The sequence below is a fragment of the Ruegeria sp. K5 genome (assembly GCF_056531805.1).
Map to the genome: position 1 here is coordinate 1,396,812 of NZ_JBQFML010000001.1, position 17,559 is coordinate 1,414,370.

The following is a 17,559-nucleotide window of genomic DNA, read 5'->3' on the forward strand; positions in this document are numbered from 1 at the left end:
CTCAGAGGACAAGATGTCTGAAGGATATGATTTCATCGTGATCGGCGGCGGCTCGGCAGGTTCGGTCATTGCGGCGCGCCTGTCCGAGGAACCTGCGGCCAAGGTATTGCTGCTTGAGGCCGGGTCTTCGGATCGCCATCCGTTTTTCCACCTGCCTGCGGGCTTTGCCAAGATGACCAAAGGCATTGGCAGCTGGGGCTGGTCGACGGTACCGCAGAAGCACATGCAGAACAAGGTGTTCAACTACACCCAGGCCAAGGTGATCGGGGGCGGGTCGGCAATCAATGCCCAGATCTACACACGCGGTGCTGCGCAGGACTATGACGACTGGCGTCAGATGGGGTGTGAGGGCTGGGGCTATGACGATGTCCTGCCCTATTTCAAGAAGTCCGAGGATAACGACAGCTACGACAATGAGTTCCACGGCAAAGGCGGCCCGCTGGGCGTGTCGATGCCCGCCGCGCCTTTGCCAATCTGCGATGCCTATATCAAGGCCGCCGGGCAGGTTGGTATTCCCGAAACGCGGGATGTGAATGGCGCGAAACAGGACGGGGCCGGGTATTACCAGCTGACCCAACGCAATGCGCGACGGTCCTCGGCGGCGATGGCGTTTCTGGCACCTAATCGGAACCGTCCGAACCTGACTATTCGCATGGGAGCTCAGGTCCGTCGGATCACGGTCGAGAAAGGACGGGCAACCGGCATAGAGATGATGAGCGGCGAAATGATCACTGCCGCGCGCGAGGTGATTTTGTCGTCCGGTGCCATCGGCTCACCCCGCCTGCTGCAACTGTCCGGGATCGGACCGGCGGATCATCTGGAAAGCCTCGGGATCAAGGCAGTCTATGACCAGCCACAGGTTGGCGAGAATCTGCAAGATCACCTGGACCTTTATTCGATATGCGAGGTCACCGGCCCGCACACTTACGACCGCTTCGCCAAGCTGCACCTGTCGGCTTGTGCCGGGCTGCAATATCTGTTCACCCGCAAGGGTCCCGTCGCCTCCAGCCTGTTTGAAACCGGCGGCTTCTGGTACGCCGACCCCGACGCCCGTTCGCCCGACATTCAGATGCATCTGGGGCTGGGTACGGGGATCGAGGCCGGGGTCGAGGCGATGCCCAATGGCGGCGTCACCCTGAACGCCTGTTTCCTGCGGCCCCGATCTCGGGGGACGGTGCGGTTGCAAAGCGCCGATCCGGCAGCGATGCCTTTGATCGACCCGAACTATCTGGCCGATCCCTATGACCGAGAGATGTCGATCCGGGGTCTGAAACTGGTGCAGAACATCCTCGCGCAGGATGCGTTGAAACCATATGTTCTGGCGGAGCATCTGCCCGGTCCGACTGTAAAGACCGAGCAGGAGTATTTCGACTTCATCTGCGTGCATTCCAAAACCTCGCACCACTGCGCGGGCACCTGCCGCATGGGCAATGATGCCGAGGCCGTTCTGGACCCGCGCCTGCGCTTCAACGGGATCGAGGGTCTGCGCGTGGCCGATGCCTCGATCATGCCAACGGTCAATTCTTCGAACACCAACGCGCCCACGATCATGATTGGCGAGAAAGCCGCCGACATGATCAAGCAAGATCAAGGATTTACGCAATGATCCGTCATATCGTTCTGACGAAATTCCGCCCGGATGTGACCGAGGAGACGGTCGCCCAAATCTACAGCGGGCTGGCCAAGGTGGCCGAAGCTCTGCCCGGTGCCAAAGGCTTTACCGGGGGCCGCAGCCGAAGCCCGGAACAGATCGAGCGCGGCTATATGCATGGGTTTGTGATCGATTTCGACGACTGGGACGCCTTGGCGACCTATCAGGCGAACGAGGATCACAAGGCGTGCGGGGCGCAACTGGTCGCAAACGCCGTGGGTGGGATCGACGGTATTCTGGTTCTGGATCTGGAGGTCTGAGACAATGACATTGATATTGCCAAACCGTGACGGCCACTTGGAACCTTACGCGCTGACCGGAACACCCTTGATCCCCCGCGCGCCGCAGGTACCGTTGACGCGCACCGCATTCGCCGCCGCGCATGTGGTCTCGGACCCGCTGGCCGAGCGGAACCCGTGGGATGGTCGACCGGCGGTAGACTGGGACGCGACCCTGAACTTCCGACAGGGTCTGTGGGATCAGGGCCTTGGGCTGGCCGAGGCGATGGACACCGCCCAACGCGGCATGGGCGTGGATTGGGAGACGGCGCTGGAACTGATCCAGCGCACGATGGTGGCCGCCAAAGCGCACCCCCTGTCGCCACGCGTTGCCTGCGGGGCCGGGACGGATCATGTGCCCATGGGCGCGCTAAACACGGCCGGGGAAATCCTGTCCGCTTATGAACATCAAGCCGAGGCGATCGAGGCCGCCGGTGGTCAACTGATCCTGATGGCCTCACGCGCCTTTCCGGCCATCAATGCCGGGCCGGACACCTATCACGACGTCTATCGCGCGCTGATCGACGGGGCGGCGGAACCGGTGATCCTGCATTGGCTGGGCGATATGTTCGACCCGGCTCTGACCGGTTATTGGGGCAGCACGGATGTGGATCAGGCCAGCGACTTTGTGCTGTCTTTGATCGCTGAAAACCCTTCCAAGGTCGACGGCATCAAAATCTCACTGCTCGATCAGGCGCATGAAGAAGCGTTTCGCAAGCGCCTGCCGGAGGGCGTGCGCCTTTATACCGGCGATGATTTCAACTATGCCGATCTGATTGCTGGGGACGGGGACCACTACTCCCACGCCTTGCTGGGCATCTTTGCGGCGATCGCTCCGGCGGCCTCTCAGGCGCTTGAGGCGCTGGCGCAGAACGATATGGATCGCTACCACGCGCTATTTGCGCCAACCGTGCCGCTCAGTCGCGAGATCTTTCGCGCGCCGACGCGGTTCTACAAGGCCGGGATCGCCTATCTGGCCTGGCTGAACGGCGCGCAGTCCCATTTCATCATGCCCGGCGGGTTCCAATCCAGCCGCGACATCTGTCATTACGCCGAAGTGTTCCGGCTTGCGGATCAGGCGGGTTTGCTCTCGGACCCGGATCGGGCTACAGCGCGGATGACAACATTGCTGAGCATGCACGGGGTAGACCAATAGACTGAATGCGCAGACCGACGATCATAGATGTCGCCAACAAGGCGGGCGTGTCGAAATCCACGGTCAGCCTTGTGTTGCAGGGCAGCGCGCAGGTCAAAGCGGAAACCCGAACGCTGGTTCACGCAGCGATGAAAGAGATCGGTTACGTTTATAACCGATCCGCGGCCAATCTGAGGTCAACCGGGAACGCCCTGATCGGGTTGGTGATCAACGATCTGACCAACCCGTTTTTTACTGAATTCGCAACGTCCTTACAAATGGCGCTGGGGTCGCGGGGCTATGCTGTTGTGGTGGCCAACACCAATGAAGACCCCGAGATTCAGGATCAGGTCGTTACGGCCATGTTGGAACACGGGGTCTCGGCCCTGATCCTGTCGCCTGCTTACGGGGATGTCTCGAAAACGCTTGAGGCGGTTGAGCGTGCCGGCATCCCGATGATGCAAGTTCTGCGTCAGGTGGAAGGCGATAACGGCAAATACCCATTCATCGCACCCGATTACCGCGCCGGTGGACGGGTTGCGACCCGTCATTTGCTGGAGACCGGCGCGCGCAAGATTGCCTTTGTTGGCGGGCTGGAAGGCAGGCAAGTCACGCAGGAACGGATCTCGGGCTATCTTGAGATCGTGCAGGAGAATGGGCTGCAACCGGTTGTCGTAACAGGAAAATCCACCCGCGCTTTTGGTCACGCGGCGGCGGCGGGCCTGTTCAGGGATCACCCGGATTGCGACGCCGCCTTGTGTTTCAACGATCTGGTCGCGTTTGGCATGATCAACGCCTGCCACGAGGCGCGGGTCGCGATTGGCGCATCTTTTCAGATCATCGGCTTTGACGACATTCAGGAAGCCTCGGAATGCTGGCCCGCCTTGTCGACGGTGCAGTGCGGGGTTGGTGATTTTGGGAAACAGGTGGCGGACACCATCCTGCGCTGGCTTCAGGACGATGACGTGCCAGCGGCGCTGACCCAAACCCCGGTGCGTTTGGTTCACCGTCAGACCACAAAAGATCTGAGCAAGTAACCAATTCCGCCAAAACTTGCGGGAATGGCGGATGTGTTTTACGCTTTATCGCCGTCATTTTTTCGAAATTGGCCATCTGAATGTCGCAGCCATCCGATCAGATTCGAATTCGGGTCATCGTGACCCCCAGCTTCAATATGGCTGCGACCATGGGGTTCATCGATCCCTTCCGGGCTGCGAATTATCTGGAAGGCGCGGCCCATTACAGCTGGGAACTTGTGTCGGAAACCGGCGGTCCATGCGTGGCCAGCAACGGCATCAGCATCGAGACTCAAAGCCTGAAAACCGCCTCCGCCCAGCCCGTCGATTTTCTGATCGTCTCTTCAAGCTGGACCCCGGAGGAGCATGGCTCGGACCAAATTCAGGCCGCCCTGCGCCGCGCCGCACGCCAGCAGGCGACACTCGGCGGGATTGATACCGGCGCGTTCATCATGGCCGAGGCCGGGCTTTTGCGCCATCGCCGGGCGACCGTGCACTACGAACATATCGACGCCTTTCGCGAGCTTTATCCGGATGTCGATTGCACCGAGGCGCTGTTCGAATTCGATGGCGACCGCATCACCTGTTGCGGCGGATCCGCCTCGTTCGATTTCGCGTTGCAAATACTGCAGGGCATACATGGCAACGCGCTGGCAAACGCTGCCGCGCGATATGTGTTTCACCCCAGCCTGCGCGAACGCGGCACCCCGCAGAACCCGCAATTCATGGAACCATTGGGGGCCAAGATCCCCGATACCGTGCGCAACGCCATCCGGGCAATGGAAGACAACCTGGAAGAGCCGCTGACTATTGGCGAGATTTGCAAGGCGGCGCAAATTTCACAGCGGCAGCTCAACCGCCTTTTTGCCCAGCATCTGAAGAAAACGCCGGTGCTGTATTACCGTGACATTCGGCTGGACCGGGCCCGTGGGCTGGTGACGCAGACAACCCTTGCCATGTCCGAGATCGCGTTCGCCTGCGGCTTTTCCAGTCAGGTCCATTTCAGCCGCGCCTACAAGGACCGGTTTGGCCTGCCACCCATGCGGGACAGAATCGAAGGCCGTATCCCCTTCGAATTCCGCGCCTGGCCCATGCATCGCAAACACGGCGCGTCCAGTTAAGGCCAAATGTTGGCGAACCATGTAAAGTATCGGTCGATTATTCCCGGCTAAATCACTCTACCCAGCGGATTTGCACGCGCGCCCTCGTGCGCTTTGGATGAGGATCACCATGACTGAATTGCCATCGGCCAAAGAGTTTGCGGAGATCGGCAGAGGCTATGATCAAAGCCCGTCCCGCTCGCTGTCATTGCGCAAGGAAGCCTATGTCGAGCAGGTTTGGCACAATGCCGACCTGGAAGCGATCATTGCGAAGACGTGGCAATGGGTGTGCCATGTCGAAAAGGTCCGGGAACCGGGCGCGTATACGACCGTCGAGGTCGCGGGCAAGCCCATCGCCGTCGTGCGCGACAAGGACGGCGTGCTGCGCGCGTTTTACAACGTCTGCAAACACCGCGCGCATGAGCTGCTTTCAGGCGATGGCAACACCACGCGCATCATGTGCCCATATCACGCCTGGGTCTACAAGCTGGACGGCAATCTGGTGCGCGCACCGCATACCGAGCAGTTGCGGGACTTCAACCCAAAGGACATCTGTCTGGATCAGGTTCAGGTCGAAGAGTTCTGCGGTTTTGTCTATGTGAATCTGGACCCGGCAGCGCAGTCTCTGGCCGAAACAACCGGCGATCTGGCGACCGAGATCAAACACTGGGCCCCGGATATCGAGGATCTGACCTTCGCGCACCGTCTGACCTATGACATCAAGTCGAACTGGAAGAACGTGGTCGATAATTTCCTTGAATGCTATCACTGCCCGACCGCGCATAAGGATTTTTGCGATTTGGTGGACATGGACACCTACAAGGTGACCACCCATGGCATTTATTCCAGTCATATGGCGGATGCGGGGAACACGGCCAACAGTGCCTATGATGTCTCGAACGCGACGGTTAGAACCCACGCGGTTTGGTGGCTGTGGCCCAACACCTGCATCATGCGCTATCCGGGGCGGTCGTCGATGATCATCCTGAACGTCATCCCCGCCGGACCGGATCGCACGCTGGAAACCTATGACTTTTTCCTCGAAGAGACGACGCCGAACGAGGCGGAACTCGACACCATCCGCTATCTGGATGAGGTTCTGCAGGTCGAGGATATCAACCTTGTCGAAAGCGTTCAGCGCGGGATGAATACGCCCGCTTTCACACAGGGCCGTATCGTGGATGACGCCAATGGCTCAGGCCAATCGGAACATGCCGTGCATCATTTCCACGGTCTGGTTCTGGATGCGTACAAAACGGCGGCACGATGACAGGTATTCCGTTCTCAACCCGACCGGGCGCTAAACCGATGCGATACGAACCGCCCCCAACCCCCGCCTGAGACAAAGGATCAGCGGCTTATAGGGGAGGGGCATCGTGCCAAATCAGCCAAACATCGTGATCATCATGGCAGACCAGCTGGCACCGCATTACTGTGGTGCCTACGGCCACAAGGTTGCCAAAACTCCACACATGGATGCGCTTGCGGCACGGGGCATGCGGTTTGATGCGGCCTATTGCAACTCGCCGCTTTGCGCGCCTTCGCGCTTTGCCTTCATGTCGGGGCAGTTGATCAGCCGGATCGCCGCCTATGACAACGCATCCGAGTTCAAAGCGACAGTGCCGACCTTTGCGCATTACCTGAAATCGCTGGGCTATCGCACCTGTCTGTCGGGCAAGATGCACTTTGTCGGACCGGACCAGAAACACGGGTTCGAGGATCGCGTGACCACCGATATCTACCCCTCGGATTTCGCATGGACGCCCGATTGGGAAGCGCCGGATGAGCGGATCGACAAGTGGTATCACAACATGCAGACGGTCAAGGAAAGCGGCGTTGCCTTCGCAACCTTTCAGACCGACTATGATGATGAGGTTGGCTTTGCCGCCCGCCGCTGGCTGATCGACCGGGGCCGGGATCGCGCCGCAGGCGATGATGCCCCCTTTGCCATAGTGGCCAGTTTCATCCATCCGCATGACCCTTACGTCGCCAAGCCCGAATTCTGGGATCTCTATTCCGACGATCAGATCGACATGCCGGACTTCGTTTTATCGCCCGAGGAACAGGACCCGTTCTCGCGTCGGGTCATGGACGGGATCGAGGCCAGCTATGTCCCGCTGACCGAGGAAGAAATCCGCCGCGCCCGCCGCGCCTATCTGGCCAATGTCAGCTATTTCGACAGCAAGATCGGCGAGATGGTCAAAACGCTGGAGGACATGGGTGAGCTCGACAACACGATCATCATCGTGACCGCAGATCACGGCGATATGCTGGGCGAACGCGGGCTGTGGTACAAGATGAACTTCTTTGAACCCTCGGCGCGGGTGCCGTTGATCATGGCAGGCCCCGGCGTGGCACAGGGGGTTGCGGCCAATGCCTGCTCGCTGGTCGATATGCTACCCACATTGGTCGAGATCGCCGGTGGAGATGACACCATGTTTGGCGAACCGGTCGATGGCCGCAGCCTGATGCCTTTGGCGCGGGGCGAGGCCGATCCGGTGGACGAGGCCATTGGCGAATACTGCGCCGAGATGACGCCCTCTCCGGTCTTCATGATCCGACGGGGGCCTTTGAAATACATTCATTGCGACCCCGATCCGCCGCAGCTGTATGATCTGGCGAAAGACCCGTTGGAAAAGACCAACCTTGCGGCCGACCCGGCCTATCAGGCGCAGGCTCAGGCCTTCGCCGCCGAGGTTGCCGCGCGATGGGATAGCGCGCAATTGCGGGCTGACGTGATCGCGACGCAAAAGTCCCGCCGCGCGCTGCATGCCGCGATGGAGGCCGGGGCGGGCGAGCATTGGGATTACAACCCGCCCTCGGATGCCAGCCAGCAATATGTACGCAATCACATGGATTGGACGGTGGCCGCAGACCGCTACCGCTTTCCTCCGCTAAAAAAGGGCAAGATGGATGAAACTTGACAGCAAGGTCGCGCTTGTCACAGGCGGGCGCGGCGGCATCGGGCGCGCCATTGTCGCGCGGTTCCTGCGCGAAGGGGCCACGGTCTATGCCGCTGATCTGACGGCGCAGGGATCGCTGGACGCCCATGACGATGACGGCAGCCGGTTCGTGCCAATGAACGTGGCCGATGAAGATGCCGTAAAGGCCGCAATGGCGCAGGTTCAGGCCGAATGCGGAAAGCTGGACATTCTGGTCAACGCTGCCGGGATCGAGATCGAAAAGACCATCGAAGACACCACGCTGGAAGAGTGGAACCAATCCTTCGCGGTCAATTGCACCGGCACGTTCCTGACCTCAAAACACGCTCTGCCGTTGCTGCGGGCGGCGGCCAGATCCGGGACCAGCGCCTCGATCATCAATTTCGGCTCCTATGACGGGTTCATCGCCGATCCCGGCCTCGCCGCCTATTGCGCCACCAAGGGCGCGGTGCACGCCCTGACCCGCGCCATGGCCTGCGATCACGGCCCCGAAGGCATCCGCGTAAACGCGATCTGCCCCGGCTATATCGACACGCCGATGTTGCAGAGTTTCTTCACCGGTGACGGCTCGGGCGGGGGCGGCAAGACCATCGATCAGTTGCAACAGGCGGTGCGCGATGTGCACCCGATGCGCACCTATGGCACCCCCGAAGACATCGCCAATCTGGTGAACTGGCTGGCCAGTGATGAGGCACGCTATGCCTCGGGGCAGCTATGGGTTTTGGATGGCGGTCTGTCCGCGCAAGTGCAGCAGATGAGGTTGTAATCCATGGCAAAGCAGAAATCCGTCATCATCACCTGCGCCCCGACCGGTGGCATCCACACGCCCACCATGTCGGAACACCTGCCGATCACCCCGACCCAGATTGCAACGGCCAGTATCGAAGCGGCTGAGGCGGGCGCATCGATCATCCACCTGCATGCGCGCGACCCCGACACCGGCAAGCCCGACCCGAACCCCGATCTGTTCATGGAGTTTCTGCCCCGCATCAAACAGGCCACCGACGCGGTGATGAACGTCTCGACCGGCGGCGGCCTGGGCATGACGCGCGAGGAACGTCTGCGCGCCGCCACCCGCGCCTCGCCCGAGATGGCCAGCATGAATATCGGGTCGATGAATTTCGGCATCTTCCCGATGAAAGACAAATACTCGAACTGGAAACACGCGTGGGAGCCCGAGTTTCTGTACATGACCCGCGATTTCATCTTTCGCAACACCTTCGCGGATATCGAATACTGCCTGAAAGAGCTGGGGCAGGGCCACGGCACACGGTTCGAGTTCGAATGCTACGATCTGGGCCACCTCTACAATCTGGCCTGGATCCGGGATCAGGGCTGGATCGACGGGCCGATCTTTGTGCAGATGGTGTTTGGCATTCTGGGCGGCGTCGGTGCTGATCTGGACAACCTGATGCATATGCACACCATCGCCAACAAGCTGTTCGGGGATGATTATGAATGGTCGGTTCTGGCCGCCGGTCGGCACCAGATACCCTTTACCACGCAAAGCGCTTTGCTGGGCGGGAATGTACGCGTGGGGATGGAGGACAGCCTTTATATCGGCCCCGGCGAAAAGGCAGTGTCCAGCGCGCAGCAGGTCAACAAAATCCGCAGCATCATAGAAAATCTCGGCCTTTCGGTCGCTACCCCGGCCGAGGCGCGTTCGCGACTGGGCCTGAAGGGCGGCGATCAGGTGGCGTTCTGAGGAGAGGTTACAATGCAGACAAAAATGCTGATCAACGGCGAACTGGTCGAAGGGCAGGGCGCTGCGATCCCAGTTCTGAACCCGGCAACCGGCGAAGAGATTTGTGCCATCAACGCCGCCACGCCCGAGCAGGCCGATGCAGCCGCCGCAGCCGCGCATGAGGCGTTCGACACTTACGGTCAGACCAGCCCGGCGGAACGTTCGGAATTGCTGACCAATATCGCGACTGTGCTACAGGATCACGCCGAAGAACTGGCCGAGTTGGAAAGTCTTGACGCGGGCAAACCATGGCCCTCGGCCTTAGACGATGAAATGCCGTTGACCTTGGACACGTTCAAGTTCTTCGCCGGTGCCGCGCGCACCATGGCCGGGGTGACGGCGGGCGAATATGTGGCAGGCCATACCAGCATGATCCGCAAGGACCCGGTAGGTCCGGTCGCAGCAATCGCACCATGGAACTATCCGCTGATGATGGCCTCGTGGAAACTGGCCGCGCCTTTGGCGGCGGGGTGTCCTGTGACCCTGAAACCCTCGCAATTGACACCGCTTTCGACCCTGCGCGCGGCGCAGTTGATCGCCGATGTTGCGCCCAAAGGCGTGGTGAACGTACTGCACGGGTCAGGGCGCGAAATCGGCGACCGGATGATCAATGATCCACGGACCGAGGCGATCTCGATCACCGGCTCAACCGCAACCGGGTATGAGGCGATGAAAGCCGCGTCGCGCAAGATCCGCCATGTGCATCTGGAACTGGGCGGCAAAGCCCCAGTCATCGTGTTCGAGGATGCCGATATCGACGCGGTGGCCGAGACGGTGCGCTATGGTTCGTTCTTCAACGCCGGGCAGGATTGCGCACAGCCCTGCCGGTTGCTGGTCGCGGATGAGGTCTATGACAAGGTGGTCGCTGCCGTGGTCGATCAGGTCGGGCAGATCAAGGTCGGCGCGCAAAAGGCCGAAGGGACCGAGATGGGCCCGATCATCTCGGCCACACAACGCAACACCGTGGCCGGTTTCGTGGACCGCGCCCGCGACACGTGCGAAGTTGTAACGGGCGGCAACATGATCGACGGCCCGGGCTTTTTCTATGAACCGAGCGTTCTGGCCAACGTCCCGCATGATGCCGAGGTGTTCTGCACCGAAATCTTCGGCCCCGTCGTGACCATCTCGCGGTTCAGTACCGAAGAAGAGGCCCTGAGGGTCGCCAATACCGGCCCGTTTGGGCTGGCCTCGTCGGTCTGGACCAACAATACGGGCCGCGCGATGCGGATGAGCGCCAAGCTGCGCTATGGGTTCACTTGGGTAAACACCCACGGCGTGGCGACGCCCGAGATGCCTTGGGCCGCTATGAAATCCTCGGGCACAGGCTGCGATATGAGTGTCTTTGCGCTGGACGCCTATACCGCAGTCAGACATGTGATGATCGCCCATGGATAAGCAAACCGCACTTGTGACAGGCGGAAGCCGGGGCATCGGGCGCGCCATCGTCGATCAACTGGTCTCGGACGGGTTCAACGTCGTAACCTGCGGACGCGGCGCACGGCCCGAGGGCCTGCCCGAAGCGGTCATGTGGGTCACTGCGGACGTCTCCAAAACCGCCGATGCCTCGCGGCTGTTCGACGACGCCAAAGCGGCCTTTGGCCCGGTTGCCCTGTTGGTCAACAACGCAGGTGTGCAGGTCGAAAAGACCATAGCCGACAGTGACGATGCCGACTGGGATCTGGTGATGAACGTCAATTGCAAGGGCGTGTTCAACATGTGTCGCGCGGCGCTGCCGGATATGAGCGAGCATGACGGCAATATCATCAATATCGGCTCGATCTCGGGCATGGTCGCGGACCCGTCGATGGCGCTTTACAACGCGTCCAAGGCATGGGTTCACGGGCTGACACGCTCGATCGCGGTGGATCACGGGCCCAAGGTGCGCTGCAATGCGATCCGGCCCGGCTGGATCATGACCGAGATGGCCGAGGATGGGTTCGCGTTGGCGCAAGACCCCGACAAAGCCATGGCCGACGCGCTGGCCCGTCATCCGGTGGGCCGGTTCGGCCAACCGCAGGATGTCGCCAATATGGTGTCATGGCTGGCCTCTGAGAAAGCCGCCTATGTCAGCGGTGAATGTTTCACGGTGGATGGCGGCATGACGGCTGCCTCACCCCTCAATCCGGGATTGTTCTGATGGAATTTCAACACACTGCCTGTCTGGGCGGCGGCGTCATCGGTGCCAGCTGGGCCGCGCTGTTTCTGGCCTCGGGGTGTTCGGTAGCGCTGTTTGATCCGGCCCCGACGGTCGAGACCTCCGTGCGCGAGTACATCGAGATGGCCTGGCCCACACTGACCGAACTGGGCCTGACCAAATACGGCAACCCGGATGCGATCCGATTTCACCCAAGCGCCGCCGCCGCAGTTGAGGGCGCGGACTTCGTGCAGGAGAACGTGCCCGAGCGTATCAACATCAAGCACGCAACCTTTGCCGAGATCGAACCGGTGCTGAACCCGAACGCCATCGTGGCCAGTTCAGCCTCGGGCCTGACGCTGGGCCAGATGCAGGGCGGCTGGGCCAATCCCGCCCGCTTTGTGCTGGGTCACCCGTTCAACCCCCCGCATCTGATCCCGCTGGTCGAGGTGATGGGAAATGACCGAACCGATGCCAGCGCCGTGGACGGGGCCGAGCGGTTCTACGAAGCTGTCGGCAAGGTCACAATCCGGGTGAACAAGGAACGACCGGGCCATGTGGCCAATCGCCTGCAGGCGGCGATCTGGCGCGAAGCGATCAGCCTTGTGATGGATGGGGTCGCCTCGGTCGAGGATGTGGACAAGGCCGTTTGGGCCGGGCCGGGGCTGCGATGGGCGGCGATGGGGCCAACCATGCTGTTCAACCTCGGCGCGGGAGAGGGCGGTCTGCGCGCGTTTTGCGATCATTTCTCGGACACGTTCAATGGCTGGTGGGACGATCTGGGCCAGATCCATCTGGACGAATCCGTCGCCCAACACCTGATCGCGGGCGTCGGCGAGGCCGCGAAGGGCCAAAGCCCGGCGGAGTTGTCCGCCAAGCGGGACGCATTGATCCTTGCGATGCAAAAAGCCACAACGGGATTGCGCGATACAAGCTAAGAAAAAGCGCCGCTCAACACGCGGCGCTTTCTTTACTCTCACATCCCTCCGGACACTCAAGCAGCCGGAGGGATCTGACAAACTGGCTTACTGAAGCAGCGCCGACAGGTTGCCGCGCGCATCGTCGTTCAGCCATTCCGACCATGTGTCCTGATAGTTGGTCAGGAAGTAAACGGCGGCCTCGTCATAAGATGCGCCATTGTCATCCTGCCAGGCCAAAACCGTGCCCATCTGATCGTTCGAGAAAGACATCTTCTTGAGGAACTCAACTACGTCCGGCTCACGCTCCAGCAGGGACGGGGCCACGGCGGTCACAACCTTGGCGGTCGGATAGGCGGACAGCACCGGGTTTGCGCATTCCGGGTCACCGTTGCAGGTGTGTGCATCCTGATCGAAGGGTGCGGTTTCGACCTGAACCATCGGATACTTGCCAAGAACCGAAGTGGGTGCCCAGTAGTAACCGAACCAGGGCTCTTTCGCCGCATAGGCCGCCGCGATTGCGGTGGCCAGCGTTTCGCCGGACCCGTGCTGGAACCGCTCAATCCCGTTCTCGGTCATGTTGAGCGCTTTGAGGTTGTTGTTGTTCACCACATCACAGGCCCAACCCGACGGGCAGTCATGGAACCGGCCACCGACCAGTTCAGGATTGGCCAGAATACCTTCGACCGTTGTCAGTTCGGGGTGCTCTTCGGCCAGATAGGCTGGAATCCACCATGCCTCGACCCCGCCATCAGCCAGAACATTCGCCAGTTCGACAAGTTTGCCGTCGGCGCGCAGCTCTTCATATACCGGTGAAGAGTTGGTCCACAATTCGGTCAGGATGTCAGGCTCGCCGGTTTCCGCAATCGACGCCATCGCAGGCGTGGTCGAGGACGGAACCGCAGCAACCGTGCAGCCATATCCGTTCTCAAGCAGGAACTTGGCCACCGCAGTTACAACCGCGGACGAGGCCCAGTCCATTTCAGTGATCGAAACCTCACCGCAATCGGCCAGTGCCGTGGTTGCGCTGAACCCGGTCGCAAGAGCCGATGCAGCCAGTAGTGTCTTGAGTTTCATTGCTTTCTCCCTGTAGCAAGATTCGTTTTTATCATGCGCCATTATTATCGAGCGCTTCTGGCAATTGAACCGCTAGATTGCATCAATTGCCGTTCTGTCATTTTTCTCAGACAGTCGCCGAATTAACATAATCAGTCATATCGCTGTTCGCTGATCATACCGCCGACCCGGTTGGTTTCCCTTTAGCGGGTCCTGCACGAGGGCGGAGGAATTCAAAATTGACATAAGTGCCCAAGCCAAAAATGCTGACCGACAGGAGGAATCATGATGGTGCACCGAAACCTGTCCGTGGGCTGGAAGCCACTGGAGTCTCAACCCGCAGCAGGAAGGCGGGTGCCCGCATGAACATCGTTTCTGATTTCCCCAATCCCGTCCGCGAAATCTATCACACTGATATCGCCATGTCCGATGGATGCAGATTGGGTGCACGGATCTGGATGCCCGAAAACGCCGAGGCGCCACCGGTCCCTGCGATCTTTGAATTTCAACCCTATCGCAAGAACGACATCATGGCCGAAAGGGACGTGACATTGTACCCGTACCTCGCGGGTCACGGATACGCCGTGGTGCGGGTTGACCTGCGCGGCAGCGGGGATTCCGAGGGCGTGTTGACCGATGAATACACGCCGCAGGAACTTCAGGACGGGTGCGAGGTGATTGCATGGATCGCTGCGCAGACCTGGTGTGACGGCAAGGTCGGCATCACCGGCAAGTCTTGGTCCGGGTTCAACGGGCTGCAAATCGCTGCGTTGCAACCTCCGGCCTTGAAGGCGGTGATGACGCTGTGTTCAACCGATGACCGCTATGCCGACGACATCCACTATTCCGGCGGCTGCGTGCTGGGTGAGCAACTGACCTGGTCCTCGACGATGTTCGGCAAGAACACCATGCCGCCGGACCCGGCAAATGTCGGTGATCGCTGGCGCGACATGTGGCTAGACCGGCTGCGCGGCTCGGGCCTTTGGCTGAAGACATGGATGCAGCACCAAACCCGCGATGACTATTGGAAACATGGCTCGGTGTGCGAGGATTTCTCGCGCATCCGCATTCCGGTCTTTGCAGTCTCGGGCTGGGCCGACGGCTATTATCCGGCGGTCTTTCGGATGATGGAACATCTGCAAGTGCCGCGCAAAGGGCTGATCGGACCATGGGCGCATGTGATGCCAAACGCTGGCAATCCGGGGCCGCAAATCGGGTTCCTCCAAGAGGTTCTGCGCTGGTGGGATCATTGGCTGAAAGGCCGCGACACCGGCATCATGGAGGAACCGATGCTGCGGCTATATATGCAGCACAGCGCGGACCCGGCAGCGGCAATGGAACATCGTGAAGGCCATTGGGTGGCCGAGGAAACCTGGCCATCGCCTTCAATCGGTGCAAACCATTGGTATTTCGATGAAAATTTTGGACTTTCACCGATCCCGCGCAGCGCGGGCAGGGTGCCTGTCAATTCGCCGGTCATGGTTGGCGGCAATGCCGGTTTCTGGTGCGCCTTTGCCAGCGACGGCGATTTACCCGGCGATCAACGGCGCGACGACGCCGTGTCGGTCTGTTTCGACAGCAATCGCCTGACCGAACCATTTGAAATCGTCGGCCAACCGGTTCTGCGTCTGGCTTTCACTTCGGACAAACCCGTGGCCCAGATCGCAGCGCGTCTGAATGAGGTGTTGCCCGATGGAACATCCTCTCGTGTGACCTATGCCGTTTTGAACCTGACCCATCGCAATGGTCACAAAAGCCCTGAACCTCTGGTACCGGGGCAGGACTATGAGATCGAAATCCCTTTGCGCGCCATCGCGCATCGGTTCGGGGCAGGCAGCCGCATCAGGATCGCGCTTTCGACACAGTGTTTCCCACTGATCTGGCCCGCGCCGGAAGCCGCGACACTGGAGCTGAAGCTTGAAAACTGCCGCCTGACGCTGCCGGACAGGCAGCCAAACCCAATCGACGAAACGCTGCATGAGTATCCGCCGGCCGCGCAGGCCCCGGCGCTGGAAACCGAAATGCTGGAAGCGGCCGAAGGCGGGCGTTGGGTGACCCATGATGTGGTCAATGGCGTCACAACCGTGGTTTCACAACACGCAACAGGCCGGTACCGGATCGTCGAAAACAACCTTGAACTGAGCGTGCAGGGCCGGGAATCCTTCAGCGCATCGGACCATGACCCCGAAGGCGCTGTGGGCCAAACGACGTGGGTCTATGAAATGTCGCGCGGCGACTGGTCCATTCGCACTGAAACCGGGGTCAGTATGACTGCCCGCCTGACGGACTGGCAGATCAAGGCAAGCCTGCGCGCCTTCGAAGGTGACAAGCTGGTGCACGAAGAACATTGGGACGAAACCGTGCCCAGACACCTGAACTGACGCAGATGCAGCACATCTGAGATTGATTTGCAAAGACGCCTCGCATCGCTGGTGAAACGTTGCTGCTCGGGCTAAGGTTTGCGCACAAATACAACAATAAAACTAGTCCAACACCGGGCGGCGTCCTCGCTGGCCTGACCCGGAACGCAGAGGGGTACAATGGCAACTTACGATTGGCTATTCAGCACGCTTGGCCTTACGGAATGGTGCAATGCCGGGAAGACCGGCGGCGAACAGCTTTCACTCACAGATCTTATGGCGCAGGTCAAAGGCAGCGAAGCCAAGACCCCCTGGTATGAAACGCCGTTTCCGTCGCTTGATGCGCTGCACGATGCCTGCCCGGCCATCGCCCAGACACGGGACATGACATCGGGGGTCGAGAATGGTTTTCTGGCAATCAAGGATGGTCTGAAATTCATTCTCGATCCGCTCACGCAACCGCTCAGCTGGATGCTGGACGGGTCGCTGTGGCTGTTTCTGGCAATCCCGTGGTTCATCCTGATCCCGCTGATCCTGATCGGGACACATCTGGCGGTGCGCAAGGCGTCGGTTACCATACTGGTTGCCGTGACCTTCCTGTTCATGGCCTTCATCGACCACTACACATTCGCCGTCCAGACCTTGTCGATCATCTTTGTTTGCACCTTCCTGTGCGTCCTTTTTGGCGTTCCGATCGGAATCCTTATGTCTAAATCGGACAAGACGCAGAAATCGGTCATCCCGATCCTGGATATGCTGCAAACCCTGCCCAGCTTTGTCTATCTGATCCCGCTGATCTTTTTGTTCAGCGTCACGGAATCCAAACTCTACGGTATTGCCATTATCCTTTATGCAATAGTGCCGATCATCCGCCTGACCGATCTGGGTATCCGTCTGGTCAACAAGGACGTGATCGAGGCGGCAGATGCGTTTGGCATGACCGCGCGCCAGAAGCTGTTCAAGGTCGAAATCCCGCTGGCCCTGCCCAACATCATGGCCGGCCTGAACCAGACGATCATGATGAGCCTGGCCATGGTGGTTATCGCCTCGCTGGTCTCGGCCCCCGGTTTGGGTGTTCTGGTTCTGCGCGGCATTCGTAACCTCGAACTTGGGGTTGGTCTGGTATCGGGCTTTTGCATCGTTTTGCTGGCAATCCTGCTGGACCGTGTGTCCAAGGCCGCCCTGTCGCGCGTCGACGAATCCACGCATCACTAAGGAGGCATGAT

15 protein-coding genes are annotated in these 17,559 nt (G+C 60.1%); 14 read left to right on the plus strand and 1 reads right to left on the minus strand.

All coding sequences use genetic code 11. The features are described from left to right. Positions 1-13 precede the first annotated feature (13 nt). The 12 genes from ACR0MO_RS06910 (at position 14) to ACR0MO_RS06965 (ending at position 12,938) form a co-directional block, all read left to right on the plus strand. Positions 14-1,606 carry a GMC family oxidoreductase gene (locus tag ACR0MO_RS06910; RefSeq protein WP_480890338.1) on the plus strand — a complete coding sequence of 531 codons (1,593 nt, stop codon included), beginning with the start codon at positions 14-16 and terminating at the stop codon, positions 1,604-1,606. Further along, positions 1,603-1,911 (plus strand): Dabb family protein, encoded by a 309-nt coding sequence (locus ACR0MO_RS06915; protein WP_480890341.1) that lies wholly within the window; start codon positions 1,603-1,605, stop codon positions 1,909-1,911. Before ACR0MO_RS06910 ends, ACR0MO_RS06915 begins: the two co-directional genes overlap by 4 nt. A 4-nt stretch (positions 1,912-1,915) precedes the next feature. Further along, complete coding sequence (locus ACR0MO_RS06920) at positions 1,916-3,085, plus strand: dihydrodipicolinate synthase family protein (RefSeq protein WP_480890344.1); 1,170 nt, start codon at positions 1,916-1,918, stop codon at positions 3,083-3,085. 5 nt (positions 3,086-3,090) lie between these two features. Beyond that, positions 3,091-4,101 carry a LacI family DNA-binding transcriptional regulator gene (locus ACR0MO_RS06925; protein ID WP_480890346.1) on the plus strand — a complete coding sequence of 337 codons (1,011 nt, stop codon included), beginning with the start codon at positions 3,091-3,093 and terminating at the stop codon, positions 4,099-4,101. Positions 4,102-4,181: 80 nt separating this feature from the next. Continuing rightward, positions 4,182-5,201 carry a GlxA family transcriptional regulator gene (locus tag ACR0MO_RS06930; RefSeq protein ID WP_480873283.1) on the plus strand — a complete coding sequence of 340 codons (1,020 nt, stop codon included), beginning with the start codon at positions 4,182-4,184 and terminating at the stop codon, positions 5,199-5,201. 109 nt (positions 5,202-5,310) lie between these two features. After that, a complete protein-coding gene (locus ACR0MO_RS06935; protein ID WP_480890349.1) occupies positions 5,311-6,450 on the plus strand; it encodes an aromatic ring-hydroxylating oxygenase subunit alpha in 1,140 nt (379 codons plus the stop codon). Between the two features lie 106 nt (positions 6,451-6,556). Next, positions 6,557-8,104, plus strand: a complete 1,548-nt coding sequence (betC, locus tag ACR0MO_RS06940; RefSeq protein ID WP_480890351.1) for a choline-sulfatase — start codon at positions 6,557-6,559, stop codon at positions 8,102-8,104. Continuing rightward, complete coding sequence (locus ACR0MO_RS06945) at positions 8,094-8,888, plus strand: SDR family oxidoreductase (RefSeq protein ID WP_170630514.1); 795 nt, start codon at positions 8,094-8,096, stop codon at positions 8,886-8,888. Before betC ends, ACR0MO_RS06945 begins: the two co-directional genes overlap by 11 nt. Positions 8,889-8,891: 3 nt before the next feature. After that, the gene (kce, locus tag ACR0MO_RS06950; protein ID WP_170622615.1) at positions 8,892-9,827 is read left to right on the plus strand and encodes a 3,5-dioxohexanoate:acetyl-CoA acetone transferase; all 936 of its coding nucleotides are present in this window, start codon (positions 8,892-8,894) and stop codon (positions 9,825-9,827) included. A gap of 12 nt (positions 9,828-9,839) precedes the next feature. Continuing rightward, entirely contained in the window at positions 9,840-11,261 is a 1,422-nt protein-coding gene (locus ACR0MO_RS06955) for an aminobutyraldehyde dehydrogenase (protein WP_480584052.1), read from the plus strand. Next, a complete protein-coding gene (locus tag ACR0MO_RS06960; protein ID WP_480890355.1) occupies positions 11,254-12,003 on the plus strand; it encodes an SDR family NAD(P)-dependent oxidoreductase in 750 nt (249 codons plus the stop codon). The genes ACR0MO_RS06955 and ACR0MO_RS06960 overlap by 8 nt, the downstream gene beginning before the upstream one ends. Next, a complete protein-coding gene (locus tag ACR0MO_RS06965) occupies positions 12,003-12,938 on the plus strand; it encodes a 3-hydroxyacyl-CoA dehydrogenase NAD-binding domain-containing protein (RefSeq protein ID WP_480584058.1) in 936 nt (311 codons plus the stop codon). The genes ACR0MO_RS06960 and ACR0MO_RS06965 overlap by 1 nt, the downstream gene beginning before the upstream one ends. Positions 12,939-13,025: 87 nt before the next feature. On the opposite strand, the gene ACR0MO_RS06970 is transcribed toward ACR0MO_RS06965, so the two are convergent. Further along, positions 13,026-13,994: an ABC transporter substrate-binding protein gene (locus ACR0MO_RS06970; RefSeq protein ID WP_170622611.1), complete on the minus strand. Its 969-nt coding sequence runs from the start codon at positions 13,992-13,994 to the stop codon at positions 13,026-13,028. Between the two features lie 341 nt (positions 13,995-14,335). Between ACR0MO_RS06970 and ACR0MO_RS06975 the strand changes: the two genes are divergently transcribed. Both ACR0MO_RS06975 and ACR0MO_RS06980 read left to right on the plus strand, forming a co-directional pair. After that, complete coding sequence (locus ACR0MO_RS06975; RefSeq protein ID WP_480890357.1) at positions 14,336-16,354, plus strand: CocE/NonD family hydrolase; 2,019 nt, start codon at positions 14,336-14,338, stop codon at positions 16,352-16,354. 159 nt (positions 16,355-16,513) lie between these two features. Beyond that, positions 16,514-17,548, plus strand: coding sequence for an ABC transporter permease subunit (locus ACR0MO_RS06980; protein ID WP_170630519.1), 1,035 nt, complete (start codon positions 16,514-16,516; stop codon positions 17,546-17,548). Positions 17,549-17,559: the final 11 nt, after the last annotated feature.

Bases quoted from the DNA above. Each gene is read 5' to 3' on its own strand.
- ACR0MO_RS06910 (WP_480890338.1), top strand. From the start codon at position 14: ATGTCTGAAGGATATGATTTCATCGTGATCGGCGGCGGCTCGGCAGGT.
- ACR0MO_RS06915 (WP_480890341.1), top strand. From the start codon at position 1,603: ATGATCCGTCATATCGTTCTGACGAAATTCCGCCCGGATGTGACCGAG.
- ACR0MO_RS06920 (WP_480890344.1), top strand. From the start codon at position 1,916: ATGACATTGATATTGCCAAACCGTGACGGCCACTTGGAACCTTACGCG.
- ACR0MO_RS06925 (WP_480890346.1), top strand. From the start codon at position 3,091: ATGCGCAGACCGACGATCATAGATGTCGCCAACAAGGCGGGCGTGTCG.
- ACR0MO_RS06930 (WP_480873283.1), top strand. From the start codon at position 4,182: ATGTCGCAGCCATCCGATCAGATTCGAATTCGGGTCATCGTGACCCCC.
- ACR0MO_RS06935 (WP_480890349.1), top strand. From the start codon at position 5,311: ATGACTGAATTGCCATCGGCCAAAGAGTTTGCGGAGATCGGCAGAGGC.
- ACR0MO_RS06945 (WP_170630514.1), top strand. From the start codon at position 8,094: ATGAAACTTGACAGCAAGGTCGCGCTTGTCACAGGCGGGCGCGGCGGC.
- kce (WP_170622615.1), top strand. From the start codon at position 8,892: ATGGCAAAGCAGAAATCCGTCATCATCACCTGCGCCCCGACCGGTGGC.
- ACR0MO_RS06955 (WP_480584052.1), top strand. From the start codon at position 9,840: ATGCAGACAAAAATGCTGATCAACGGCGAACTGGTCGAAGGGCAGGGC.
- ACR0MO_RS06960 (WP_480890355.1), top strand. From the start codon at position 11,254: ATGGATAAGCAAACCGCACTTGTGACAGGCGGAAGCCGGGGCATCGGG.
- ACR0MO_RS06965 (WP_480584058.1), top strand. From the start codon at position 12,003: ATGGAATTTCAACACACTGCCTGTCTGGGCGGCGGCGTCATCGGTGCC.
- ACR0MO_RS06970 (WP_170622611.1), bottom strand. From the start codon at position 13,994: ATGAAACTCAAGACACTACTGGCTGCATCGGCTCTTGCGACCGGGTTC.
- ACR0MO_RS06975 (WP_480890357.1), top strand. From the start codon at position 14,336: ATGAACATCGTTTCTGATTTCCCCAATCCCGTCCGCGAAATCTATCAC.
- ACR0MO_RS06980 (WP_170630519.1), top strand. From the start codon at position 16,514: ATGGCAACTTACGATTGGCTATTCAGCACGCTTGGCCTTACGGAATGG.